At 60.0% G+C, this 24,225-nt stretch carries 26 protein-coding genes; 16 read left to right on the forward strand and 10 right to left on the reverse strand.

Translation table 11 applies throughout. From position 1 onward, the window contains the following. Positions 1 to 3 precede the first annotated feature (3 nt). Positions 4 to 3,054, forward strand: a complete 3,051-nt coding sequence (locus tag ACR0D8_RS01340) for an efflux RND transporter permease subunit (protein WP_480644129.1) — start codon at positions 4 to 6, stop codon at positions 3,052 to 3,054. A gap of 56 nt (positions 3,055 to 3,110) precedes the next feature. On the opposite strand, the gene carB is transcribed toward ACR0D8_RS01340, so the two are convergent. After that, entirely contained in the window at positions 3,111 to 6,455 is a 3,345-nt protein-coding gene (carB, locus tag ACR0D8_RS01345; RefSeq protein WP_480644130.1) for a carbamoyl-phosphate synthase large subunit, read from the reverse strand. Between the two features lie 178 nt (positions 6,456 to 6,633). Between carB and ACR0D8_RS01350 the strand changes: the two genes are divergently transcribed. From ACR0D8_RS01350 to aspS, 4 genes are all read left to right on the forward strand, one after another. Then, the gene (locus ACR0D8_RS01350) at positions 6,634 to 7,761 is read left to right on the forward strand and encodes an aminodeoxychorismate synthase component I (protein ID WP_480644131.1); all 1,128 of its coding nucleotides are present in this window, start codon (positions 6,634 to 6,636) and stop codon (positions 7,759 to 7,761) included. Then, complete coding sequence (locus ACR0D8_RS01355; protein WP_480644132.1) at positions 7,716 to 8,384, forward strand: aminotransferase class IV family protein; 669 nt, start codon at positions 7,716 to 7,718, stop codon at positions 8,382 to 8,384. The genes ACR0D8_RS01350 and ACR0D8_RS01355 overlap by 46 nt, the downstream gene beginning before the upstream one ends. 105 nt (positions 8,385 to 8,489) lie before the next feature. Then, positions 8,490 to 9,131, forward strand: coding sequence for a CPBP family intramembrane glutamic endopeptidase (locus tag ACR0D8_RS01360; protein ID WP_480644133.1), 642 nt, complete (start codon positions 8,490 to 8,492; stop codon positions 9,129 to 9,131). 79 nt (positions 9,132 to 9,210) lie between these two features. Continuing rightward, a complete protein-coding gene (gene aspS, locus ACR0D8_RS01365) occupies positions 9,211 to 10,986 on the forward strand; it encodes an aspartate--tRNA ligase (protein WP_475158603.1) in 1,776 nt (591 codons plus the stop codon). Between the two features lie 199 nt (positions 10,987 to 11,185). Here the strand turns inward: aspS and ACR0D8_RS01370 are convergent, their stop codons facing one another. After that, positions 11,186 to 11,902: a response regulator gene (locus tag ACR0D8_RS01370; protein ID WP_480644134.1), complete on the reverse strand. Its 717-nt coding sequence runs from the start codon at positions 11,900 to 11,902 to the stop codon at positions 11,186 to 11,188. 135 nt (positions 11,903 to 12,037) lie between these two features. On the opposite strand from ACR0D8_RS01370, the gene mce reads away from it, so the two are divergent. Together mce and ACR0D8_RS01380 are read left to right on the forward strand one after the other, a co-directional pair. Continuing rightward, a complete protein-coding gene (mce, locus tag ACR0D8_RS01375; protein WP_480644136.1) occupies positions 12,038 to 12,442 on the forward strand; it encodes a methylmalonyl-CoA epimerase in 405 nt (134 codons plus the stop codon). A gap of 21 nt (positions 12,443 to 12,463) precedes the next feature. Continuing rightward, the gene (locus tag ACR0D8_RS01380) at positions 12,464 to 12,739 is read left to right on the forward strand and encodes a DUF1467 family protein (RefSeq protein WP_475158611.1); all 276 of its coding nucleotides are present in this window, start codon (positions 12,464 to 12,466) and stop codon (positions 12,737 to 12,739) included. 3 nt (positions 12,740 to 12,742) lie between these two features. Here the strand turns inward: ACR0D8_RS01380 and ACR0D8_RS01385 are convergent, their stop codons facing one another. Next, positions 12,743 to 13,441 carry an EI24 domain-containing protein gene (locus ACR0D8_RS01385; RefSeq protein WP_480644138.1) on the reverse strand — a complete coding sequence of 233 codons (699 nt, stop codon included), beginning with the start codon at positions 13,439 to 13,441 and terminating at the stop codon, positions 12,743 to 12,745. Beyond that, on the reverse strand, positions 13,438 to 14,016 hold the full coding sequence (locus ACR0D8_RS01390; RefSeq protein WP_480644139.1) for a nitroreductase family protein: 579 nt from the start codon (positions 14,014 to 14,016) through the stop codon (positions 13,438 to 13,440). The genes ACR0D8_RS01385 and ACR0D8_RS01390 overlap by 4 nt, the downstream gene beginning before the upstream one ends. Positions 14,017 to 14,152: 136 nt before the next feature. Here ACR0D8_RS01390 and ACR0D8_RS01395 point away from each other — a divergent pair, with 136 nt between their 5' ends. Further along, entirely contained in the window at positions 14,153 to 14,419 is a 267-nt protein-coding gene (locus ACR0D8_RS01395; protein WP_475158617.1) for a DUF167 domain-containing protein, read from the forward strand. On the opposite strand, the gene ACR0D8_RS01400 is transcribed toward ACR0D8_RS01395, so the two are convergent. Continuing rightward, a complete protein-coding gene (locus tag ACR0D8_RS01400; RefSeq protein WP_480646335.1) occupies positions 14,416 to 14,664 on the reverse strand; it encodes a hypothetical protein in 249 nt (82 codons plus the stop codon). The genes ACR0D8_RS01395 and ACR0D8_RS01400 overlap by 4 nt on opposite strands. A gap of 122 nt (positions 14,665 to 14,786) precedes the next feature. Between ACR0D8_RS01400 and ACR0D8_RS01405 the strand changes: the two genes are divergently transcribed. The 5 genes from ACR0D8_RS01405 (at position 14,787) to ACR0D8_RS01425 (ending at position 16,727) form a co-directional block, all read left to right on the forward strand. Next, positions 14,787 to 15,494 carry a M48 family metalloprotease gene (locus tag ACR0D8_RS01405; protein WP_480644141.1) on the forward strand — a complete coding sequence of 236 codons (708 nt, stop codon included), beginning with the start codon at positions 14,787 to 14,789 and terminating at the stop codon, positions 15,492 to 15,494. Then, positions 15,491 to 15,859, forward strand: coding sequence for a YigZ family protein (locus ACR0D8_RS01410; RefSeq protein ID WP_480644142.1), 369 nt, complete (start codon positions 15,491 to 15,493; stop codon positions 15,857 to 15,859). The genes ACR0D8_RS01405 and ACR0D8_RS01410 overlap by 4 nt, the downstream gene beginning before the upstream one ends. Positions 15,860 to 15,929: 70 nt before the next feature. Continuing rightward, entirely contained in the window at positions 15,930 to 16,184 is a 255-nt protein-coding gene (locus ACR0D8_RS01415; RefSeq protein ID WP_480644144.1) for a DUF6455 family protein, read from the forward strand. 13 nt (positions 16,185 to 16,197) lie between these two features. Further along, positions 16,198 to 16,458: a DUF6455 family protein gene (locus ACR0D8_RS01420; RefSeq protein ID WP_480644145.1), complete on the forward strand. Its 261-nt coding sequence runs from the start codon at positions 16,198 to 16,200 to the stop codon at positions 16,456 to 16,458. Positions 16,459 to 16,466: 8 nt separating this feature from the next. Then, positions 16,467 to 16,727 carry a DUF6455 family protein gene (locus tag ACR0D8_RS01425; RefSeq protein ID WP_480644146.1) on the forward strand — a complete coding sequence of 87 codons (261 nt, stop codon included), beginning with the start codon at positions 16,467 to 16,469 and terminating at the stop codon, positions 16,725 to 16,727. On the opposite strand, the gene ACR0D8_RS01430 is transcribed toward ACR0D8_RS01425, so the two are convergent. Next, positions 16,728 to 16,970 (reverse strand): CDGSH iron-sulfur domain-containing protein, encoded by a 243-nt coding sequence (locus ACR0D8_RS01430; protein ID WP_480644147.1) that lies wholly within the window; start codon positions 16,968 to 16,970, stop codon positions 16,728 to 16,730. Between the two features lie 229 nt (positions 16,971 to 17,199). Between ACR0D8_RS01430 and ACR0D8_RS01435 the strand changes: the two genes are divergently transcribed. Next, positions 17,200 to 17,388: a hypothetical protein gene (locus ACR0D8_RS01435; protein ID WP_475158628.1), complete on the forward strand. Its 189-nt coding sequence runs from the start codon at positions 17,200 to 17,202 to the stop codon at positions 17,386 to 17,388. Positions 17,389 to 17,520: 132 nt separating this feature from the next. Continuing rightward, on the forward strand, positions 17,521 to 17,877 hold the full coding sequence (locus tag ACR0D8_RS01440) for a diacylglycerol kinase (protein WP_480644150.1): 357 nt from the start codon (positions 17,521 to 17,523) through the stop codon (positions 17,875 to 17,877). Between the two features lie 15 nt (positions 17,878 to 17,892). On the opposite strand, the gene ACR0D8_RS01445 is transcribed toward ACR0D8_RS01440, so the two are convergent. Together ACR0D8_RS01445 and rimO are read right to left on the reverse strand one after the other, a co-directional pair. Further along, positions 17,893 to 18,249 (reverse strand): hypothetical protein, encoded by a 357-nt coding sequence (locus ACR0D8_RS01445; protein WP_480644152.1) that lies wholly within the window; start codon positions 18,247 to 18,249, stop codon positions 17,893 to 17,895. A 114-nt stretch (positions 18,250 to 18,363) separates the two neighbouring features. Then, on the reverse strand, positions 18,364 to 19,752 hold the full coding sequence (rimO, locus tag ACR0D8_RS01450; RefSeq protein ID WP_480644153.1) for a 30S ribosomal protein S12 methylthiotransferase RimO: 1,389 nt from the start codon (positions 19,750 to 19,752) through the stop codon (positions 18,364 to 18,366). A 96-nt stretch (positions 19,753 to 19,848) separates the two neighbouring features. Here rimO and ACR0D8_RS01455 point away from each other — a divergent pair, with 96 nt between their 5' ends. Beyond that, positions 19,849 to 21,840, forward strand: a complete 1,992-nt coding sequence (locus ACR0D8_RS01455) for an AsmA family protein (RefSeq protein WP_480644155.1) — start codon at positions 19,849 to 19,851, stop codon at positions 21,838 to 21,840. Positions 21,841 to 21,878: 38 nt separating this feature from the next. Here ACR0D8_RS01455 and ACR0D8_RS01460 read toward each other — a convergent pair whose 3' ends face one another. Next, positions 21,879 to 23,375, reverse strand: coding sequence for a phosphomannomutase/phosphoglucomutase (locus tag ACR0D8_RS01460; protein WP_480644156.1), 1,497 nt, complete (start codon positions 23,373 to 23,375; stop codon positions 21,879 to 21,881). 14 nt (positions 23,376 to 23,389) lie between these two features. Further along, on the reverse strand, positions 23,390 to 24,223 hold the full coding sequence (gene kdsA / locus ACR0D8_RS01465) for a 3-deoxy-8-phosphooctulonate synthase (RefSeq protein ID WP_475158641.1): 834 nt from the start codon (positions 24,221 to 24,223) through the stop codon (positions 23,390 to 23,392). Between the last annotated feature and the right edge of the window lie 2 nt (positions 24,224 to 24,225).

Here is a 24,225-nt window from a genome sequence, read left to right on the forward strand (position 1 = left end):
CAGATGAATATCGCGCGCGCATCCATCGACCGGCCGATCTATACTTGGCTGGTCATTCTGATTGCCCTCTTCGGCGGCATCTGGGGTTTCCTGTCGCTGGGTCGTCTGGAAGACCCGGCTTTCACCATCAAGAACGCCGTCATCGCCACCCAATACCCAGGTGCAACTGCCGAGCAGGTCGCCCTGGAAGTGTCCGAACCGTTGGAATCGGCGATCCAGCAGATGGGCGAGATCGACACGATTACCTCGGTTAACCAACCCGGATTCTCATTGATCGAAGTCGAGATCAAATCCACCTATGACGGCACCGAACTGCCGGAGATCTGGACCAAACTTCGCGCCAAAGTGCGTGACGCCGCCCGGGCCTTGCCTTCAGGGGTCGGTCAACCCTTTGTCAATGACGGGTTTGGCGACGTCTTCGGGCTGTTCTACGCGGTAACCGCCGAAGGCTTTTCAGATGCCGAAAAGCACGAGTTATCCACCTTTCTGCGGCGCGAGTTGCTGACCGTCGAAGGGGTTGCGGATGTCGAAGTGATGGGCCTGCCGGAAGAGGCGATCTTTATCGAGCCCGACCTGGCCATTTCCGTGAACCAGAACGTGCCCCTGCAGGCGATCAACGAGGCCATTGCCAACGCGGATTCGGTGAATGCATCAGGCTCTTTGCGGTCTGACGGTGACCGCACGACGATCCTGACAGCCGAAGGATCGGACAGCGTTTCGGCGATTGCCGGTCTGTCCGTGGGGTCCCAGGGGCAGGTCGTTAACCTGTTCGATATGTCGGACGTGTATCGCGGCCGCCAGACCGACCCCGAGGTCGTAATCCGTTTCAACGGCAGCGAGGCTTTCACACTGGGCATCGCGGGCCTGTCGACCGAAAATATCGTCGAGGTCGGCAAACGCGCCGATGCCAAATTTGCCGAACTGGATACCCAGATCCCATTCGGCGTCGAAATCCTGCCCATCTATCAGCAGCATGTGGTGGTCGAGCAAGCCTCGAACGATTTTCTGGTCAACCTCGCCCTGTCGGTAACCATTGTGGTTGCTGTGCTGGCCATCTTCATGGGCTGGCGCGCTGCGGTGGTCGTGGGATCGACGCTGTTGCTGACCGTTGTGGGCACGCTCCTGTTCATGTCGATTTTCTCGATTGAGATGGAGCGGATTTCGCTGGGCGCCCTGATCATCGCGATGGGGATGTTGGTGGACAATGCCATCGTGGTGGCCGAGGGCATGCAGATCGCCATGCTGCGCGGCAAGGATTCCCGCAACGCGGCGGACGAGGCTGCCTCGAAGACGCAAATCCCGCTGCTGGGCGCGACGGTCATCGGGATCATGGCATTTGCCGGGATCGGTCTCAGCCCCGACGCGACAGGGGAATTTCTTTTCTCGCTGTTTGCGGTGATCGGCATATCATTGTTGCTCAGCTGGGTATTGGCGCTGACCGTGACACCGATGCTGGGCCACTATTTCTTCAAGCAGGAAAAAGAGGGCGCGGTGGATGCCTATGGCGGCATTATGTTCCGTATCTATGGTGGCATCCTGCGCTGGGCACTGCGGTTCCGCTGGCTGGTCATCGCAGCGCTTGCGGGGGTGACGGTAGCGTGTTTCGCGGGCTTCGGGCTGGTGAAACAACAGTTCTTCCCGGACTCCAACACGCCTCTGTTCTTCGTGCACTACAATCTGCCCCAAGGCACACCGATCGCCCGCACCGCCGAGGATATGGCGGTGTTCGAAAACTGGCTGGCCGAACGGGAGGATGTCGTTTCGGTTGCCACCTTTGTAGGGCAGGGCGCGACGCGGTTCCTGTTGACCTATTCGGCGGAAAAACCGAACCCCAGCTATGGTCACATGATCATCCGCACCGAAACGCTGGACGACATTCCGGCGCTGCGCGCGGATCTCGAAGCGTTTGGATCGGCGCAGTTCCCCGAAGGCAAGTTCCGCACCAAGCGGCTGATCTTTGGTCCGGGCGGGGGCGATCCGATTCAGGCGCGGTTTTCGGGCAGCGACCCCGCGGTTCTGCGCCAGCTTGCGGACGAAGCCGTGCAGAAGATGCGCGCCGCGTCACCGAACGCCCTGAACGTGTATCACGACTGGCGCGAGCAGGAACTGGCGGTTCAGCCGATCTACGCGACCGAGCGCGCCCAGACCGCCGGGGTCACCCGCGAAGACATTGCCGCCACGCTGCAATTTTCGACCGACGGGATAAATGGCGGCGTCCTGCGCGAACGCGACCGTCTGATCCCCATCATCCTGCGCCGCCCTGCGGACGGCGATTACTCGATCGTGGATCAGGTCGTGTTTTCGGATCAGTCCGAACGGTTTGTGCCGATCGAGCAAATGGTCGACGGGTTCGAATACAAATCCCTCAATACGCTGGTTCACCGCAGAAACCGCGTGCTGACCATCACGGTAGGGGCCGACATCCCGCCGAATATGACTGCCGCGCAGGTGCATTCCGAAGTGCGTCAGGCCATTGAAGAGATGGAATTGCCCGCAGGGTATCGCATGGAATGGGGCGGAGAGTTCGAAAACGCCGGCGACGCCAACGCCAGCCTGGGCCGTCAATTGCCGCTGAGCTTGCTGATCATGGTGCTGATTTCCGTGTTGATCTTCAACGCGATACGGCAACCGATCATTATCTGGCTGTTGGTGCCCATGTCCGTCAACGGGGTCGTCATTGGCCTGCTGGGAACCGGCTTGCCGTTCACCTTCACAGCCCTGCTGGGATTGCTCAGCCTGTCGGGCATGCTGATCAAGAACGGCATCGTTCTGGTCGAGGAAATCGATCTGGTCCGCGAGACCGGGAAGGGTTTGCATGAGGCGATCATCGAAGCGTCGGTTTCGCGTCTGCGGCCTGTCATGCTGGCGGCCATTACAACCATTCTGGGAATGGCGCCTTTGCTGACAGACGCGTTTTTCCGGTCGATGGCCGTAACGATCATGGGCGGGCTGGCCTTTGCCACCATCCTGACAATGGTTGCCGCGCCGGTCTTCTACATGGTCTTCTTTCAGCGGGAGGAAAGACGAAAAACGGCACCGCAACCCGTTGTTTAAATGAAAAACCCCCGGTCGTTGACCGGGGGAATTGCTTTTTTCCTTAGTGGGGTTTCTCACCCCTGCAGCGATTTCACCTCGACATCCCCTTCGGCCTGCGCCTTGATCGCCAGTGCGGCGGCGTGACTGGCGGCTGCGGTCGTGAAATAGGGGATTTTGTCATAAAGCGCGATGGAGCGGATGGACTTGCTGTCCTCGACCGCCTGCGCGCCTTCGGTGGTGTTCATCAGCAATTGGACCTGCCCGTCCTTCAACATGTCCACCACGTCCGGACGGCCTTCATAGACCTTGTTGACCACGTCGCAGCCCACCCCATGGCTGGCCAGCCAGGACTGGGTGCCGCGGGTAGCCACCAGCGCAAAGCCCTGTTCGGCCAGAACCTGCGCGGCCTCCAGCATGGCGGCGGTTTTGTCGGCATCCTTGATCGAAATAAACGCACGGCCCGATGACGGCAGAACCATACCGGCCCCCATCTGCGCCTTGAGAAAGGCACGCGGGAAGTCGCGATCCCAGCCCATAACCTCACCGGTCGAGCGCATTTCCGGACCCAGAATGGTATCGACGCCGGGGAATCGGGCAAAGGGCAGTACCGCCTCTTTCACCGAGAACCACGGCATATCCGGGTCGGCCAGCGTCATCTGGTCGGCGATCTTGGTGTCATCCACGGTCTTGTAGGCCGGGCGCATCGGGAAGTTCGAGAGTTTCTCGCCCGCCATCACGCGGGCTGCAATTGACGCAATCGCGCTGTCAGTTGCCTTTGCGACAAATGGCACCGTGCGTGAGGCGCGCGGGTTCACCTCGATCAGATAAATCTCATCGTCCTTGATCGCGAACTGCACATTCATCAGGCCCACGACATTCAGCGCCTTGGCCAGTTTGAACGCCTGGTCCTTGATCTGGTCGATGATCTCTTTCGACAGCGAATAGGGTGGCAGCGAACAGGCCGAGTCGCCCGAGTGCACACCCGCCTCTTCGATATGCTGCATGATGCCCGCAACGTGAACGTCGGTTCCGTCGCAGAGCGCATCCACATCCAGTTCCACCGCGCCGGCCAGATAGCTGTCCAGCAGAACCGGGCTGTCGCCCGAAACCACAACCGCCTCGTTAATATAGCGCCGCAACTGATCCATATCGCGGACGATTTCCATCGCGCGACCGCCCAGAACGTAAGAGGGGCGGATGACCAGCGGGAAGCCGATCTCGTCGGCAATCTCCAGGGCCTGTTCGTCTGTTGAGGCGATGCCGTTCTTGGGCTGTTTCAGACCCAGTTCGTTGACCAGGGCCTGGAAACGCTCACGGTCTTCGGCCAGATCGATGGCATCCGGCGTGGTGCCGAGGATCGGAATGCCTTCGGCCTCCAGCGCATTGGCCAGTTTCAGCGGGGTCTGACCGCCGAACTGAACGATGACGCCGTGCAGCGTGCCGTTTTCCTGCTCTTTCGTCAGGATTTCCATAACGTGTTCGAAGGTCAGTGGTTCGAAGTACAGCCGGTCCGAGGTGTCATAGTCCGTGCTGACCGTCTCGGGGTTGCAGTTGACCATGATGGTCTCATAGCCCGCATCGGTCAGCGCAAAACAGGCATGGCAACAGCAATAGTCGAACTCGATCCCCTGTCCGATGCGGTTCGGGCCACCGCCGAGGATGACAACCTTTTTCCGGTCGGAGGGGCGCGCCTCGCACTCGACCTCACCCATCATCGGGGCTTCGTAGGTCGAGTACATGTAAGGCGTCTGCGCCTCGAACTCGGCGGCGCAGGTGTCGATCCGTTTGAACACGGCGGTGACGCCCAGATTGCGGCGGGCGCGGCGAACGTTGCTTTCTTCGCGGCCGGTCAGGTTGCCCAAGCGCGCGTCGGTAAAGCCCAGCATCTTCAGCTTGCGGATGCCCTCTTCGGTCACCGGCAGGCCGTCCTTGCGCACTGTGCGCTCGGCCTCGATGATCTCGCGGATGCGGGCCAGGAACCATGGGTCGAACTTGGTGACGCCAAAGATTTCGTCATCGGTCAGCCCGTGACGCATGGCTTGCGCGATTGTGCGCAGTCGGTCAGGCGTCTGCTGGCTGATCGCCTTGATCACGGCGGCCTTGTCGTCAGCCTCATCCCAGAGACCCACGTTCAGACCGGCGATTTCGATCTCGTCAAACCCGGTCAGGCCGGACTCCATCGAGGCCAGTGCCTTTTGCATCGACTCGTGGATCGTGCGGCCAATGGACATCGCCTCACCCACCGACTTCATCGCGGTGGTCAGATAAGGTTCGGAGCCCGGGAATTTTTCAAAGGCGAATTTCGGAATTTTTGTCACGACATAGTCGATAGTCGGCTCGAACGAGGCCGGGGTCACCTTGGTGATGTCATTGTCCAGTTCGTCCAGCGTATAGCCCACGGCCAGCTTGGCTGCGATCTTGGCAATCGGGAAACCGGTCGCCTTGGACGCCAGCGCCGAGGAGCGTGACACGCGCGGGTTCATCTCAATCACGACCATTCGGCCATCATCGGGGTTGATCGCCCATTGCACGTTCGATCCGCCGGTTTCGACCCCGATCTCGCGCAGTACGGCGATCGAGCCGTTACGCATGATCTGGTATTCCTTGTCGGTCAGCGTCAGCGCCGGGGCGACGGTGATCGAGTCACCGGTATGCACGCCCATCGGGTCGACGTTTTCGATGGAACAGACGATGATGGCGTTGTCGGCCGTGTCGCGCACCACCTCCATCTCATATTCTTTCCAGCCCAGAAGGCTCTCATCGACGAGGATCTGGTTGACGGGCGAGGCATCCATGCCCGAGCGGCAGAAATGGATGTAATCCTCGCGGTTGTAAGCCACGCCGCCGCCGGTGCCGCCCAGGGTAAAGGCGGGGCGGATGATGGCGGGCAGGCCGATCTCTTCCAACTCGTCCAAGGCAAACTGCACACCAGCATCCAGATCGGCGCTGCCGTCTTCCTTGCGAGGGGCGGTGACAATGGTTGCCTTGGGGTTCTCAAGACCCAGCCGGTCCATCGCCTCGCGGAACAGTTTGCGGTCTTCTGCCATTTCGATGGCGTCGCGTTTGGCCCCGATCATCTCAACACCAAACTCGTCCAGCACTCCCATTTCTTCCAGAGCAAGCGAGGTATTCAGACCGGTCTGCCCGCCCATCGTGGGCAGCAGCGCATCGGGGCGTTCTTTTTCGATGATCTTGGCGATAACCTCGGGCGTAATCGGTTCGATATAGGTGGCATCCGCCAGCCCGGGGTCGGTCATGATCGTGGCCGGGTTCGAGTTCACCAGAATGACCCGGTATCCTTCTTCGCGCAGTGCCTTGCAGGCCTGAGCGCCGGAATAGTCGAATTCGCAGGCCTGACCAATGACAATGGGGCCCGCCCCGATGATCATGATCGACTTGATGTCGGTTCTTCTCGGCATGGCCTTGCCCCTTCGATTTTCCACGAGTCACGGGCACCGCCCAAGCGCCCAAATTGTCCTGCCTTATAGGCACCGCACGAAAAGGTTCAAGAGGTATCGGATTCGGGGATGAAATTGCCGCTTTCCCCTCTTTCCCTTGCCGACGTATTCTCTATACCGCGCAGCACGGCAAATGAGGATGCACTTGCGTATTCGTTTCGATCAGGGCCCGGCCGGGTCCGGAACCAGTTTCGACCGGCCGGCGGATGTGATCCGCGCAGACACGGCGGAGGATGTGCCCCAGGCGATGGCGGCGCTGGATGAGGCGCGGGCCGAAGGCGCATGGGTGGCGGGTTACGCCAGCTATGAACTGGGCTATGCGCTGGAGCCGCGGTTGGCCGACCGGCTGCCAAAGGGGCGGCGTCTGCCGTTGCTGTGTTTCGGTGTATTTGACGAACCCAATCAGCGTGACCTTCCAACGCCTGCCGGTGGGGTCACCGGGTTCATCCCGCGCTGGAACGAGGCGCGGTATACGCAGGCTTTCCGGCAGGTTCATGATGCCATTGGGGCGGGCGACATCTATCAGGCCAACCTGACCTTTCCGATCGACCTGACCCTGGAAGGGGACAGCGCTGCCCTCTATGCCACACTTGCAAGCGGCCAGACAGTCGGTCACGGCGCGCTGGTGCAACAGGACGGGTTGCCCGATCTGCTCAGCCGCTCGCCCGAACTGTTCTTTCGCACCGATACAGACCGCGGTATCGAAACGCGTCCGATGAAAGGCACCCAGCCGCGCAGTGAAGACATGGCCGAGGACGCGCGCAGCCGGGCCTTTCTGTCGACCGACGAAAAGAACCGGGCTGAGAACCTGATGATTGTCGACCTTTTGCGGAACGACATCAGCCGCGTCGCGCTGCCCGGGTCCGTCAAGGTGCCAGAACTGTTCAAGGTTGAAACCTATGCCACCGTGCATCAGATGGTTTCGCTGGTGCAGGCACAGCTTCACATGGGCGCGGAATTGTCCGATATCCTGACGGCACTTTTTCCCTGCGGGTCTATCACCGGAGCGCCCAAGATCCGCGCGATGGAGATTCTGTCCGAACTGGAACCCTGGCCCCGCGACATCTATTGCGGCACCATCGGCTGGGCTGCGCCGGACGGACGGTCCGAATTCAATGTCGCGATCCGTACCCTGATGGTCGACGACGGGGCTGCCACGCTGAATGTTGGCGGTGGGGTGGTCTGGGACAGCACCGCCCCGTCAGAATATGAGGAAGCGCTATGGAAAGCCCGGTTTGCCAGCCAGTTCCACAAGGAACCCGCCTGATCGAGACGTTCCGCTACGATCCCGGTTCAGGGTTTTTCGACCTGCCGCGGCATTTGCAACGAATGGAACGCTCTGCCAGGGAACTTGGGTTTTCCTTCGACCAGAGCGCTGCGCAAGACCGGCTGGATGCGTTCCGGGCTGAGACGGTCAAACGCTGTCGCATGACACTGGGCGTTAATGGCGATCTGGATTTTACCACCGCCGATCTGATCCAACCCAACGGCCATTGGGTCGTGACCATTGCGGAACAGCGGTTGCGCTCGGACGATCCCTGGCTGCGGCACAAGACGACGCGTCGCGCGATCTATCACGAAGCCCGCAAGTCAATGCCGGAAGGGGTCGACGAACTGCTGTTTCTCAATGAACGCGACGAGCTGTGCGAAGGCACCATCACAAACCTCTTCGTCAAATTGAAAGACGGAGCATATGTGACACCGCCGGTTTCCTCCGGCTGCCTGCCGGGGGTGCTGCGCCAAAGGTTGCTGGACGCAGCAAAAGTGCGCGAACGCGTCCTGTCCCTATACGATCTGCGTGATGCCCAGCGTATCTGTGTGGGAAACTCTCTGCGCGGTGAAATCCGTGTTGACTATCGCGCATCGCCGGACAGTCCGCCAAGCCCTTGACCTGATGGGCAATGACGCGATTAATCATCTGTACATCTGTTGTCATGGGCAGGATCAGGCGGGGTTGAAAGCCGGGTGAACAGGGAACGGGTAATTGCAGACCTGATGCCGGCTCAGGCCCGGCTGCGACTGGAGTTCGGGCTGTTTTTCATCGCGGTGCCGGTGCTGATTGCCGTCTTCTTTCCGCCCAGTTGGATGTTTCCGTCGCTGTTTACGTTCACGGCCATCGGCATTGTGCTGCTTCATTTCACGCCGGGATTTTCCTGGGCTGAACTGCGTCACAACTGGGGCAACTGGTCCTGGGCCGAGGTTGCGGTTTTCGCAGTGGCGATGACGGTTTTTTGCTCGGCGCTGGTGATGGCGACCCGTCCGGGAATGGCCATTGCCCTGCTGCGCCAGCGGCCCGAATTCCTGGCGGTGATCTGGTTGGCCTATCCGGTTCTTTCGGCCCTGCCACAAGAGCTTTTGTTCCGCTCGCTGTTCTTCCGCCGTTACCACGCGATCCTGCCGGACGGGCGGGCGGCCTATCTGCTGAATGCGGCGCTGTTTTCGCTGGCACATCTGATGTACTGGAGCTGGATCGTCGCGGTCATGACCTTTGCCGGCGGGCTGCTGTTCACCTGGGCCTACCGCAGGCGCGGATCGTTTTTCTATGCCGTTCTGCTGCACGCCATCGCAGGGAACATCATCTTTGCGGCGGGTCTGGGCATCTATTTCTACTCTGGCAACGTGCAAAGGCCGTTTTGACGGCGCGACCTGCCTTGACTTTCCAAGTCTGACGGGGTGTATCGGCGCGACGAATTCTGCGCCCGAAGGGATATGATCCATGCACGCCTATCGCAGCCATAACTGCGCCGCTCTGACCGCCGCCAATGTCGGTGAAACCGTCCGCCTGTCCGGCTGGGTGCATCGTGTCCGAGATCACGGCGGCGTGCTGTTCATTGACCTGCGCGACCATTTCGGCGTGACGCAGGTTCTGTGCGATGGCGACAGCGCGGCGTTTGCCGAGCTGGAGAAGGTGCGTTCCGAGTGGTGTATCCGCGTCGACGGCACCGTCAAGGCGCGCGATCCGGAGCTGGTGAACCCGAAACTGCCTACCGGCGAGATCGAAGTATATGTGCGTGAGCTGGAAGTTCTGGGTGCTGCCGACGAATTGCCGCTGATGGTATTCGGCGATCAGGAATACCCCGAGGAAACCCGCCTGCGCTATCGTTATCTGGACCTGCGCCGCGAGGCGATGCAGCAGAACATGACCCTGCGCTCGGACGTTGTTGCGTCCATGCGCAAACGGATGTGGGATCAGGGCTTCCGCGAGTATCAGACACCGATCATCACCGCATCGTCGCCCGAAGGCGCGCGCGACTTCCTGGTGCCCTCGCGTTTGCATCCGGGCAAGTTCTATGCGCTGCCGCAGGCACCGCAGCTGTTCAAGCAGCTGATCATGGTTTCGGGCTTTGACAAGTATTTCCAGATTGCGCCATGCTTCCGCGATGAGGACCCGCGTGCGGATCGTTCGCCGACCGATTTTTACCAGCTTGACCTCGAAATGTCGTTTGTTGAACAGCAGGATGTGTTTGACACCATCCAGCCCGTTCTGACGGGTGTGTTCGAAGAGTTCGGCGGCGGGCGCAAGGTTGATCAGGACTGGCCGCAGATTTCCTACAAGGATTCCGCGCTGTGGTATGGCACCGACAAGCCGGACCTGCGGAATCCGATCAAGATGCAGGTGGTCTCTGAGCATTTCCGTGGTTCCGGCTTTGCGATATTCGCCAAATTGCTAGAGCAGGAAGGCACCGAAATCCGCGCCATCCCAGCGCCAACCGGCGGCAGCCGCAAGTTCTGTGACCGGATGAACGCCTTTGCCCAGAAAGAGGGTCTGCCCGGCATGGGCTATATCTTCTGGCGTGATCAGGGCGAAGGGATGGAGGCCGCAGGGCCGTTGGCCAAAAATATCGGCCCCGAACGCACCGAAGCGATCCGTCAGCAACTGGGTCTGGGTGTCGGCGATGCGGCGTTCTTCCTGGGTGGCAAACCGAAAGCCTTTGAAAAGGTCGCGGGCAAGGCGCGCGACGTGATCGGTGACGAGCTGAACCTGACCGAGAAGGACCGCTTCGCCTTTGCCTGGATCGTGGATTTCCCGATCTATGAGCAGGACGAGGAAACCGGCGCGATCGACTTTGAGCACAACCCGTTCTCAATGCCGCAAGGCGGGATCGAAGCGTTGCAGGGTAACCCTCTGGACGTGCGCGGGTATCAGTACGATCTGGCCTGTAACGGGTACGAACTGGTCTCGGGCGCGATCCGGAACCACAAGCCGGAGATTATGCTGAAAGCGTTTGAGCTGGCCGGTTATGGCGAGGATGAGGTCAAATCCCGCTTTGGCGCCCTGTTCAACGCGTTCCATTATGGTGCCCCGCCGCACGGCGGCTGCGCCGCGGGGATCGACCGGATCGTAATGCTGCTGGCGGATGAGGCCAACATCCGCGAGGTGATGATGTTCCCGATGAACCAGCGCGCCGAAGACTTGATGATGGATGCGCCGTCCGATCCGACTTCGGATCAGTTGATGGAACTGGGGCTCCGCATCATCCCGCAAGATTGATCAAAAAACCCGCCGCAAGCCCTGCGTCGGGTTTTTTCTGCGCCTGGCGCGCGGGCAGACCAAAGCTGCGCCGGTTCCTCACTCCAACGGATCGGTCATGCCGCCGCGATTGACGCGAATGTTTCGGGCCGTTGTACGGGTTTGGCGATAAACCCAGATACTCAGGATTGTCGCGGTCAGGAAGTATGCTGTCGCCATCTCAGATCGCCTCACGCTGTTCCAGCCGGGCCTGAACGATGCCCGCGACCTGAGCTGTCAGCGCGGTTACGGGAGAGCCGTCCATCCGCGACGCGGCCAGTTTTCGCGCGGCGATTTCCAGAACCGTGTCGTCGGCATCGCGGGCGACACCGCGCAAAAACTGGGCGACGTAGTCAAGCGTGCGTTGATCGTTTGGTCCGGCCAGCACATCCGCGATATGCGCCATGTCGTCCTGATAGGCCATCGGGTCAGGGCGGATAACTTCGTCACGAATGGCGTTCAGGCTGCTGGGGCGGCGATCTTCGGGTAGGCATTCCAGGATGAGTTTCTGAAAGCAGGACAGCGATTTCAGAGGCTTGGTCAGAAACCCGTCTGCACCCGCTTCAAACGCCGTTTCCTGCGTGTCGTGGTCGCCGGACATGCCAAGAATGGCCCCGATGCGGGGCATTGCGACCGACAATTCAGCAATCAGGTCTGCCCCGCACCCATCCGGCAAACCCATATCCACCAGAATTACCGAAGGGCGGTAGATCTGCAGATGCCGTCGCGCCGATGTCAGGCAATCCGCGCGCCGGATACGAGCGCCGCTGCGCAGGCACATCAGCCGGATCGCATCACAGGCATAACGGCTGTCTTCGACAACCAGAATGGTTTGGCCCAGCAAGGGCCGCGTCGCGGTCGGCTGCGCGGGGGAGGCGAATGCGCTCGAATCGTCCATGACAGAACTCCTAATCAGCAGATGCCTCACGCTAGGAACTTCTGGCTAACACAGGGTTAACGGCAATTTGGCGCACTTGTCCTTTGCCCCAACAGCCCCCATAACCGCTGCAACGCAGAACCGAAGGAGAGTTCCATGATTGGTCGCCTGAACCACGTCGCCATTGCCGTTCCCGATCTTGAGGCCGCGTCCGAACAGTATCGCAGCGCGTTGGGTGCAAAGGTCGGCGCGCCGCAGGACGAGCCCGACCACGGCGTGACCGTCGTGTTCATCGAACTGCCCAACACCAAGATCGAGCTGCTCTACCCGCTGGGCGATGACAGCCCGATCAACGGGTTTCTGGAAAAGAACCCAGCTGGCGGTATTCATCATGTCTGCTATGAGGTCGACGACATAATCGCTGCCCGTGACCACCTGAAAGACACCGGCGCCCGCGTGCTGGGCTCGGGCGAGCCCAAGATTGGTGCGCATGGCAAGCCGGTTCTGTTCCTGCACCCCAAGGACTTCAACGGCTGCCTGGTCGAGCTTGAGCAGGTCTAACCCAATCGAAGAGAGGCCAATATGACGATCACTGCCGCGCTGGTTCTGTTTGCCGTCATCTGGTTCATGACGCTGTTGGTGGTGCTGCCGATCCGCATCAAGACGCAGGGTGATCTGGGGGATATTGTTCCGGGCACCCATGCAGGTGCGCCGGAAGTGCATCACATGAAAAAGAAAATGTGGATCACCACCGGCATTTCAGTGGTGCTTTGGGCCATTATTGCCGGGATCATCATCTCTGGCGTGATCTCGGTGCGCGATTTCGACTGGCTGAATCAGTTGGAGCCGCGCGGCTAGCCGTCAGGGCGTTGGCCCTGACAAGCGGTGGAAAATATGCGTGAATGTGGCGGCCCCGATAATCGGGATTACCAAATTCACCAGCGGCACAGACAACGGAATCGCCATCAATGTGCCCGCCAGCCAGATGGTGGATGAATGTTTGGCGCGCAGCTTGCGCGCGCCGTCGCGACCCACCCGGCGCATCGCGGCCAGTGTAAAATACTCCCGACCCAGCAAGAACCCGTTCATCGACCAGAAAATGAACGGAGCCAGAGGCGTGAAGATCACGTAGAGGATCAGCGCCAGCAGGTTGGCCACGATCAAGACACCCAGAAACCCAAGCGCATCGCGCAGCGCGTCGCTGAAGGGTATGCCGGGCACGCCGGGCAGGGTGGGGTAATGCTTGTCCTCAACCGCCTGTGCTACCTCTTCCAGAAACATCGACGTAATCGCCGAAGCCACCGGCACCATCAGGAAGACAGGCAGGATGATGACCAGAAATATGCCGGAATAGTTCAACACGTCATTCAGCCAGGGAACCGCCCCGATAAAGGGCAGCGAAATCTCATTGCCGGAAAGCCGGTTGATCAGCCAGATCGCTCCGGCGCAGGCCGCGATCAGCAGTACGATCGTCAATCCGACGCCGCGCAGCAACACGGCGCGGAACTTCGGATCTCCGATCTGGCCAAGTGCCGCGAAAAAGGCGTTGAGGATGATCATTCCGAGACCCATTCTGTCAGCGCGGCGACATCCGGGCGCGGTCGTTCCGGCGGTGTTGCGCCTTCGGTTGCAATATGGATCAGCCCGGCGACCCGTTCGTTTTCCTGCAAGCCGAACGCCTTACGACAGAAATCGCGGTCATGCGTTTGCCAGCCCGACAGCCAGTTGGCCCCCCAGCCGGCGGCAAGGGCGGCGTTCAGAAGCGCCAGACAGACCGCACCCGCGGAATAGGTTTGTTCGATCGGCGGGATTTTTTCCGAAGGTTTTTGCACCTCGATCACGGCAACGGCCAGATGGCCCATGTCGAACTGGCTGCGCGCCTTTGCGATCTCCTCGGGGGATTTGCCCAAAGCCGCACCGCAGTCCTGCGTCAGGTCAGACAGACGTTGCATCGCGCCCTTTTCCAGCACCAGGAACCGCCAGGGTTCAAGCTTCCCATGATCCGGGCTGCGCGCCGCGGCCGTCAAAAGCGGCATCAGCTGTTCCCGCGTGGGTGCCGGTGACACCAGCGTCTTGGCCGGGCGCGACCGGCGCGATTGCAGGAACTCCAGGGCGGCCGGGTTGTTCAGGGACATATGTTAACTTCCTTTACATGGGCAGTCTGTATCTGGTTGAACGTCTGGCGGGATTCAAGGGCAAACGGCTGGATTGGCTGGATCAATTTCATTCCCCGGCGCCGCGTGCAAGAGTGTTGGCGAACAGGAGATGACGATGGCAAAACCGAAACTGCGCGATCTGCCCGATCTGAGCGCGCATGCCACGCCCGGCAGGGTGATCCCGGTGCGGGTTTCACCCAAATCCGCACGTGATGATGTGGCTGTGAAAGGGGGCACCATCCGCATTTCCGTGACCGCGCCGCCGGAGGGCGGCAAGGCCAATGATGCGGCGCGCCGATTGCTGGCCGCTGCGATGGGTGTAGCGCCGTCGGCTCTGATCCTGAAACAGGGTCAGACCGCGCGGGACAAACTGATTGCCTAAGCGCCCTGAGCCGGTTTTTCGTGGATCTGATACACCCCTTCCGGCAGGTCCAGTGCAGCGGCCAGATCACGCACCTGTTCCGGTGACAGGGTGATCCTCTGGATATTGTCCGTGCGGGGGTCCAGCTGCTCTAGCGTGACACATTCAGCAAAGCTGTTGATGACGACATCCTCCTGCAAAGGTCTTGCGCCTTCGTCTACCAGAGTAATGACCGTCGAGTCGAATTCATGCTCAATCGAAAACATGAAACCAGAGTGCAGGGCGGACGTCTGCAATGCAACCCGTTCCTGCGCAATCAGGCTATGGCAGTCCGCCAGCGACCACGCTATGGTTTCGCAAACGGGGTCGCCGTTTCAAGGGATTATGAATGCGCCGTCTGACCATTTTTCTGTTTCCTCTGGTGCTGGCGGCCTGCGATGTCGGCCCCCTGCGTGTGCAAACGGTGGATGAGTGGACGCAGCAGTCGAATGACTTTCAGGTGGATGCCCAGGCCTTTCAGGAAATCAGCCGTGCGGTCGGCAAAGAGGCGCGCGCCGAATGCCTGCGTCAGGCCAGGGTCAGCAATTGCGATTTCACCATCCTGGTCGACCTGAATCCGCGCGCACCGGCAAACGCCTTTCAAACCCTCGACGACAAGGACCAGCCGGTGATCATCTTCACCCGGTCGATGATCCAATCCGCGCAGAACAGGGATGAACTGGCCTTTGTAATGGGGCACGAAGCCGCGCATCACGTTTTGGGGCATATCGACCGCCAGTCGCAAAGCGCGCGGGAAACCGCGGTGATCTTTGGCGATCTGGGCAAACTGCATGGTGAAAGCGGCAAGGCGCTTGAACGTTCGCAGAAGCTGGGCGCCGAGGTTGGTGTGCAGGTCAATGTCAGGGAATACGAGCTAGAGGCGGATCAACTGGGGACCATCATTACCCATAACGCGGGTTTCAATCCGTTGATTGGCGCCAAGTATTTTGATCGCCTAGTCGATCCCGGAGATTTTTTTCTGGCGACCCACCCACCCAACGCCGAACGCGTTCAGATCGTTCTTGAGACCGCCCGACAGCTTGGCCTGACGCAATGACATCTCTGACCCGTCTTGGCGTGATCCTGACGGATCGCGGTTCGAGATATGCGGTGACCGGCGCTTCCGTGCGTTCGCGGGCGGATGTCGATGCGGTTCTGAGCGCGCTGAAAACTGACAAGGCCTATGCCAAGGCCACTCACAACACCTGGGCGGCGATGCTGCCAACCGGGGCGCTCAAGGCCGATGACGGCGAAAGCGGGGCGGGGATGGTGATCCTGCGAATGCTGGAGCGTGCGGGGCTGGAAGACCATGTCGTCATCGTCACACGCTGGTACGGCGGTAAAAAGCTGGGCGGAGATCGATTTCGACGGGTGCAGGATGCCACCCGCGCTTACCTGGACCACATCGGTGTCGGACCTTGACCTGAGTCAAGGGGCTGACGGCACAGGTGCGATACCCTTTCCTGGACCTGCGGTAAGGAAAGGACACGCGATGCTCAACCGAGATACGCTAAGGCGTCATGCCGGGCTGGTTGATCAGATGGCAACAAAGCTCGGGGTCGATCTTGAGACCGCCGCGATCGGCGGCGAGGTTTCGATCGACCAGATTTCGGATGCTGTTATCCGGTGTACCGACTGCCCGAACCCTGCGCATTGTCAGAATTTTCTGAACCGGCCCGACCCCGCAGGCCGGACACCGGAATATTGCCGAAACCAGGAATTGCTGAACAAGTTGATGCCGGAATAAGCAGGGCGCAGACATGCTCCATCTTGGAGAGATCATGACCCATATTCGCCTTGTTCTACGTATGGGGCATGCGACGGGAACCGAATTGGTCCTGGCCCATCGGGAAGGGCACCTGACCCAGCAGGACTGGGCAGAGATGATCCAGTTCTGTCGCGGCTGTGGGTGGGCGCGACACTGCCCTGACTGGCTGGACCGCCACGAATGCGCCACCAGTGCCCCGGCATGCTGCCGGAACAAGCCGCGGTTTTCTGTGCTGAAAGCGACGCAAAAATAGGAACTCTGATGACACGGTCTGTTCTGGGTGATGTCGAAAAACACTTCTGGCTCACCCGCTCCGTTGCGCGATGCATGCATATCTCGCTGACCGAAGCGATGGTCGACGGGCGTCTGACGGCTGAGGAGTATGCGGAATTGGTGACGCGCTGCCGGGCGTCGCATTGCAGCGGTCAATGCGCGGTCTGGCTGTCCGAGCAACAAACGCGGGCGCAACAAGCCCCGGACTTCTGCCCGAACGCGCCCGTTCTCAACAGGCTGAAGGTCTAGTCAGAGCTTGGAGTGAGTGCCGTCGCAAAGCGGAGGATTTCCGCTGTGCTTACATCCGCAGAAAAACACCTTCTTGCTGCTGTCAGCGGTGTATTTGACCGGCTCAAACCCGGTGTCCTTGTGGGATCCGTCGCAAAACGGTTGCCGCTTGGATCGTCCGCACGCGCACCAGAAATAGCTTTTGCCCTCGGTCACTTCGACCGGGAAAGGCGCTTTTTGTGCGATGTTGGGGCTGTCTGACATGTGGCTACTCCGTTTTTAGCTGCTGTCACGATGCCAGTGTAAACGGAAGCGCGGAAAACGGTAGCAATTGCTCAAAAAACCGCTGTTTTTGGCCCGGTTACAAGCGTTGTTCCGCCTCTGGTCACGATCCCGTGACTGATTTCGTTGCAATAGTACCATTGAGGTCGTATTCTGAGACCGGCCCCGAATTCTTGGGCAATATCAGAAAATTAATAGAGGATTGACGGACATGAAACTCAAATTTGCTGCCGTTAGCGCATTTGCCCTTGTACTGGCTGCATGCTCGCAGCAGGAGGAGCCGGCGCCGGTTTACATCACGCCCGAGTATGACAAGTTCGGCTCGCCGAGCTGTCCGGCGGGAACTGAACTGGCCACGACCGAAGCGGGACAGACTGTCTGTAACCCGGTCGCACAATAAGCATTCCGCGGGCGGCTTTCCCCAAAGCCGCCCGCACCTATTTCACACGAATTGACCGCCCGGGTGGCGGTTTTTTCTTGCCCGCCCTGGCGGATCAGGATTCAGTGCGGCCGAGTGCAAGACAGAGGGCGCATGCGGAACTTCTTTACCCGTCTCAGAGATCGCTGCCGTTGGAGTTGGCAGGGGCTGATCGCCACTTGGCATGCGGAATACTCGTTTCGCGTTTGGGCCTGGGCTAACCTGATTTCCGCAGCGCTTGCCCTATGGCTGCCCCTGTCGGCGGGTTTGCGCGCACTGATACTGGTATTGGGTCTGCTCGTCCTTGTCGCCGAACTGTTCAACACGGCGATTGAGCGGGCGGTTGATCACACCTCGACCAAACGCAGCGAACTGGCAGGGCAGGCCAAGGATATCGCCAGCGCTGCGGTCGCATTGACAGCCATTGCAGCCGGCGTGGCATGGGCCGTTGGCCTTTTGAGCCTGCTCTGATTCATACATTCGGGTTCAGTATCTGTTCCGCAGCAAACCGTGGCGGTAATAGTGGCGCTTGATGCCGTAACGCCTTGGTATGTAATAGGGCGTATATCGCTTTTTGTGATGTCCAAACACCGACCGGTGATGTCTTTTCACCGGCTTGACGTGATGGACCCTGGGTTTGGCCTTGTAGTGGTACACCTTTGGCGCAGCATAGTACCGGTTCACCCGGTATTTGCCGTGGTTATGGTGCAAGGGTTTTGATCCGACGAAAACAAAACCGCCAGAGCTGACGCTGAAGCCATTGGCGACAGCGGGTGCGGCATAAAGCTGGACGGCAAGAACCGCCGTCATGCATTTCAACGCAATGGGGCGCAGACTTGACATTGGACCCTCCTGGATACGAATTCCGGGTGTCCTGTCATGATCCGGCATTTGACGGCAAAGCGCCAATAAACTTGGCTCACGCTTCGCCTATCCGGGGTGAGTGGGCAAGCCGTGTCAGCGCAGCTTGCCCCAGAGGTCGTATTCTCCGGCCTCGTCAACCTCGACCCGGATAATGTCGCCGGGAGAGAGATTTTCGAACCCTTCATCGATGAACAGGTTGCCATCGATCTCCGGAGCGTCCGACTTGGTGCGGCAAGTGGCGGCCTCACCGTCGACCTCATCCACGATTACGTCGAGCGTCTGGCCGACCTTGGCGGCCAGCTTGGCCTCGGAAATTGCCTGCGCCTTTTCCATGAACCTTTCCCACCGGTCTTGTTTGACCTCGGCCGGCACATGGTCGGGCAGATCGTTCGACCGGGCACCGTCCACGTTTTCGTATTGAAAACACCCGACACGATCCAGCTGCGCCTCGTCCATCCAATCCAGAAGCGTCTGGAATTCAGCCTCTGTTTCACCGGGGTAACCCACGATAAAGGTCGAGCGCAGGGTGATATCGGGACAGGTCGCACGCCAGGCGGCGATCTCGTCCAGCGTTTTGGCGGCTGCCGCCGGACGTGCCATGCGCCTGAGAACGTCGGGATGGGCATGCTGGAAGGGAATATCCAGATAAGGCAAAATGTTACAGCCTGCGTCCGCCATCAGCGGGATCAGGTTGCGGACATGCGGATAGGGGTAGACGTAATGCAGCCGCACCCAGGCGTCCAACTGCCCTAATTCGCGCGCCAGATCTGTGATGTGGCTGCGCACCTCGCGATCTTTCCACGGGTTCACATCGTATTTCCGGTCAAGCCCATAGGCTGAGGTATCCTGCGAGATCACCAGCAACTCGCGCACACCGTTTTCGACCAGCTTCTCGGCCTCACGCAGAACCGCATGGGCCGGGCGGCTGACCAGTTTGCCGCGCATGTCCGGGATGATGCAGAATTTGCACTTGTGGTTACAGCCCTCGGAAATCTTGAGATAGCTATAGTGGCGCGGGGTCAGTTGCACGCTGGCGGCGGGCAGCAGGTCCACGAATGGGTCGGGATCAGGCGGAACGGCCGTATGCACGGCATCCAGAACCTGTTCGTACTGGTGCGGGCCGGTAACGGCCATGATTCGCGGATGGTGTTCGCGGATGTAGTCGGGTTCTGCACCCAGACAGCCGGTGACGATGACCTTGCCGTTTTCAACAAGAGCTTCGCCAATGGCGTCCAGCGACTCGGCCTTGGCGCTGTCGAGAAACCCGCAGGTGTTCACGATCACGGCATCCGCCCCTGAATAGTCCGGTGAAATCCCGTATCCTTCAGCGCGCAGGCGGGTCAGAATCCGCTCGCTGTCGACCAGAGCCTTTGGGCAGCCCAGCGACACCATGCCGATCGTGGGCTGGTTCGGACGGGGCGCATCGGTGATCCGGGCGGCAGGCGCCAGGTCGGGGCGGAGGTTTGGCGGGTTCGTGGTCATGGCGCGGCATATAGTGGGGAACGCTTCCCCTTGCAAATGCAGCGCAGGCTTTGAATGATCTTTTTAACGCATGCCAGATAAGCGGAGAGCAGAAAAATGAAGTGGCTGTTGCGCATCCTGTTTCTTTTAGTCGCCGCATTTGGCTTGGTCATAGGCGCCTTGTTGCTGATGCCGGGCGACAAGCTGGCCGCGATTCTGGCCGAACAGGTCAGGGGCGAGACCGGCCGCGACCTGACGCTGTCCGGTGACGTCAGCCTGTCCTTCTGGCCGGTTTTGGGGATGGAAACAGGCCCGGTCACTTTCGGAAACGCGCCCTGGGCAGGACCCGATCCGATGTTAAGCGCCGAAAGCCTGGCCGTAGGCGTGGATGCGGCCGCGCTGTTGAATGGCGATTTGCGGATCAGGCGCATCGTTGCGGACAACCCGGTGCTGCGCCTCGAATTGTCTGAGGGACGTGGCAACTGGGAGCTGGATGCCACAGCTCCTCCCGCATCGGGCACTGGGACAAGCGCAAGCGGCGGTACAGCGAATACGGCAACCGTAGCCCCAGGTGAGGCCGTCACGCTGGACCGGCTTAAGTTCACCAATGCGCGGCTGATCTACGTCGAAAATGGCGTCGAAACTTATGATTTTTCCAATGTCGATCTGTCCGCCAGCTGGCCCGATATATCCGCGCCCATGGTGCTGGACGCGCGGATCGACGTTCCGGGCGGCAAGGTCAGGGTGGACCTGAAAATCCCTGATCTGCCTGCCTATGCCTCGGGCGCGGTGGCACCTCTGGAACTTGCGCTGACCGCGCCGGGCGGCGAGGTCGGCTTTGACGGGCGCGTCAATCTGGCCGGAGAGATGGACGGCAAGCTGAACGTCAAGACGAAGAACACCGAGCGGATGCTGGCGGCATTTGGTCAGAGCGGCGTCGGCGTACCGCTGGGTCTGGGCCGCGCGGCAGAGGTTTCAGCGCAGATGACCTATACGAAGGAGGGCCGTATTTCGCTGCGCGACCTGGTGGCGGCACTGGACCACAACCGGCTCACCGGCGAGGCGGACATCGAAATCTCAGATCCGCCGAAGATCACCGCCCGTCTCAAGGGCGGGGATATCGACCTGTCCCGCTATAACAGGTCCGCCCCTTCCGGCGGCGGAACCGGTTCGACGGGTGGTGGAGCCGGTTCGGCGCCCAGGCAAAGCAGCGGCTGGTCAAAAACCCCGATTGACGCCTCGGCCCTGGCACTGGCGAACGGAGAGATACGCCTGACGGCCAATTCCATCGCGGTGCCGAATCTGACGCTGGGCCCGAGTGACCTGACGCTTAACCTCGACCGCTCCCGCGCGGTTCTCAGAATGAACCCGGCGACCTTGTTTTCAGGTCAGCTGAACGGGCGGGTCGTGGCCAACAACCGCAACGGATTGTCTGTGGGTGGCAAGCTGAGAGCCAAGGACATCAACATCCAACAAGCCCTTTCGACGCTGGGCGGGATCGACCGCCTGTCGGGTTCCGGTTCAGGGACGTTCGAGTTTCTGGGCGTCGGGCAAACCGAAAACCAGATCATGCGCTCGCTGAGCGGCAAAGGGAATCTGAAGGTCGGCAAGGGCGTGATATCCGGCATCGATCTGGATCGCCTTATGGGACGCGGCAAAGGGTCCGGTGGGACAACTGTGTTCAACAGCCTGACCGCCAGTTTCAACATTGATAAGGGCGTGCTGACCAATAAGGACCTGTTGATGTCGCTGGATAACTTCCGCGCGGACGGAAAGGGGCGCGTCGGCATCGGTGCGCGCAATATCAACTATCTATTCACCCCGGTGGCTCTGCGCGCCAATTCTGGCAAAGGCTTGTCCGTACCTGTCCGTATCACTGGCCCGTGGAGCAACCCGTCCATCAAGCCGGACCTGAGCAAAGTGATCGAGGCGGCTGCCGAAGGTAAACTCAAGGACCTTGAGGATGACGCCAAGCAGCAGGTTCTGGACAAGGTCGGGGACGAGTTGGGCACCGCGGTCCAAGACAGCGAAAGTGTCGAAGATGTTCTGAAAAACAAGCTTGAAGAGGAAGCGAAAAAAGGCTTGCTCAATCTGCTGGGCGGAAATTAGGGAACCGGGGCGCTAATCCGCCCCGGCCCGTGCTTTGTTCAGATGGTCTGATCGTAGTCGCCGACGCCGGGCTCGGTTTGGATGACCGCATCTATATCCGCGAAAATCGTGCGCATTTCCGCTTCGCTTTCGCTGCTTTCGCAGACAACAACAAGGTTCGGAGTGTTCGACGAAGCGCGCACCAGACCCCAGCTGCCATTGTCCAGAATGACCCGCGCGCCGTTAACGGTGACAACCTCTTTGATCGCGCGACCCGCGAGTGTTTCACCCGCGTCGGCCATGGCGACCAGCTTACCGACCAGCCGCTTGAGGATATCGTATTTCTCGGTATCGGCGGCATAGGGTGACATGGTTGGCGTCGACCAGGTTCGGGGCAGCGCCTTGCGCAGGTCCGACATGCTTTTGTCCGGGTTGCGGTCCATCAGCTTGCAGATCTCCACCGCGACCCGCATGCCGCAGTCATAGCCGCGCCCGATCGGTTCGGCCAGAAAGTAGTGCCCTGATTTCTCGAACCCGGCCAGGGCGTTGATTTCCTTGACCCGGCGCTTCATGTGGCTGTGGCCGGTTTTCCAGTAATCCGCCTTGACGCCATGGGCCTGCAATTCGGGGTCGCTGGCAAACAGGCCGGTCGACTTCACGTCTGCCACGAAGGTCGCATTGGGATATAGCTTGGCCAGATCACGGGCCATGATCACACCGACCTTGTCGGCGAAAATCTCCTCGCCCTCGTCATCGACAACACCACAGCGGTCGCCATCACCGTCAAACCCAAGCGCCATGTCGGCACCGCTGGATTTCACGGCATCAGCCATGTCGTGCAGCATCTCCATGGCTTCGGGATTGGGGTTGTAGTTGGGGAAGGTGTAGTCCAGCCGGTTGTGGCTGGGTACAACCTCGACCCCCATCCGTTCGAAAATCTCGGGCGCAAAGGCCGAGGCGGTGCCGTTTCCGGTTGCGCAAACGACCTTGAGCGGGCGGGACATTTTGAAATCCTCAACCAGATCGTCGATATACGCCTCTTTCACCCCTTCAACGAACTCATAGGATCCGCCTTCATGGGGCAGACCTTCACCGTTCAGGACGATGTCGCGCAGTTCGGACATTTCGTCGGGGCCGTGGGTCAGCGGGCGGTCAAAGCCCATCTTGACGCCGGTCCAGCCGTTCGGGTTGTGGCTGGCCGTGACCATGGCCACAGCCGGAACATCCAGATGGAACTGGGCGAAATAGGCCATCGGGCTGAGCGCCGGACCGATATCCTTGACCTGAATGCCAGCCTGCATCAGCCCCAGAATCAGCGCGTTCTTGATCGCCAGCGAATAGTCGCGATAGTCGTTGCCGACCGCGATCACCGGGTCGATCCCGCGCCTGCGCATCTGCGTACCCAGACCCAGCCCAAGGGCGGTCATGCCGGGCAGGTTGATCTCTTCCGGATATTTCCAGCGCGCGTCATATTCGCGAAAGCCAGTGGGCTTGATCATCGGGTCGCGCAGAAAACTCCAGGTGTTGGGGGTCACCTCGGGGATGGGCTTGGTCATATTATTGCTCTTGTTCAGACTTGAATTGGGTTGGCCTTGGCCAGTGCATCAAAGCGCATCAATGTGTCAACCAGTTGTGGCATCTGGTCCAGCGGGATCATGTTGGGCCCGTCAGAGGGTGCGTTATCCGGGTCCTGATGCGTTTCGATGAACACTGCACCAACGCCCAGCGAAACCGCGGCGCGCGCCATGACTGGGGCGAACTCTCGCTGTCCGCCGGATGAACCGCCTTTTCCGCCAGGTTGTTGAACCGAATGGGTCGCATCCATGACCACCGGATAGCCGGTCTTGGCCATCTGCGGCAGCGCCCGCATATCGGCGACAAGGGTATTGTATCCAAAAGAGGTTCCGCGTTCCGTCAAAAGGATGTTCCGGTTACCGGTGCTTTCGATCTTTTCAACGATATTGGTCATTTCCCAAGGGGCCAGGAATTGACCCTTTTTGACATTCACGGCTTTGCCCGTGTTGCCGGCCGCCAGCAGCATATCGGTCTGGCGGCACAAAAAAGCCGGGATTTGCAGGATGTCGACGGACTGGGCCGCAATGGCGCATTGCGCTTCGGTGTGAACGTCGGTTAGTACCGGAACACCCATCGTCGTGCGGATGTCATCCAGAACCTTCAGCCCTGCATCAATCCCCATGCCGCGCTTGCCGGACAGCGAGGTGCGGTTCGCCTTGTCATAGGAGGCCTTGAAAACATACTGCGCACCGGCGGCGTCGCAGGCCTCTTTCATTTTGCCTGCGATCATCTGAGCATGATCGGCAGTTTCAAGCTGGCAGGGGCCGGCAATGATCGTCAGAGGCAGATCATTGCCGACCGTGAGATCGGAGATTTTTACATGTTTCATGT

This window comes from Ruegeria sp. BG10 (assembly GCF_056538575.1).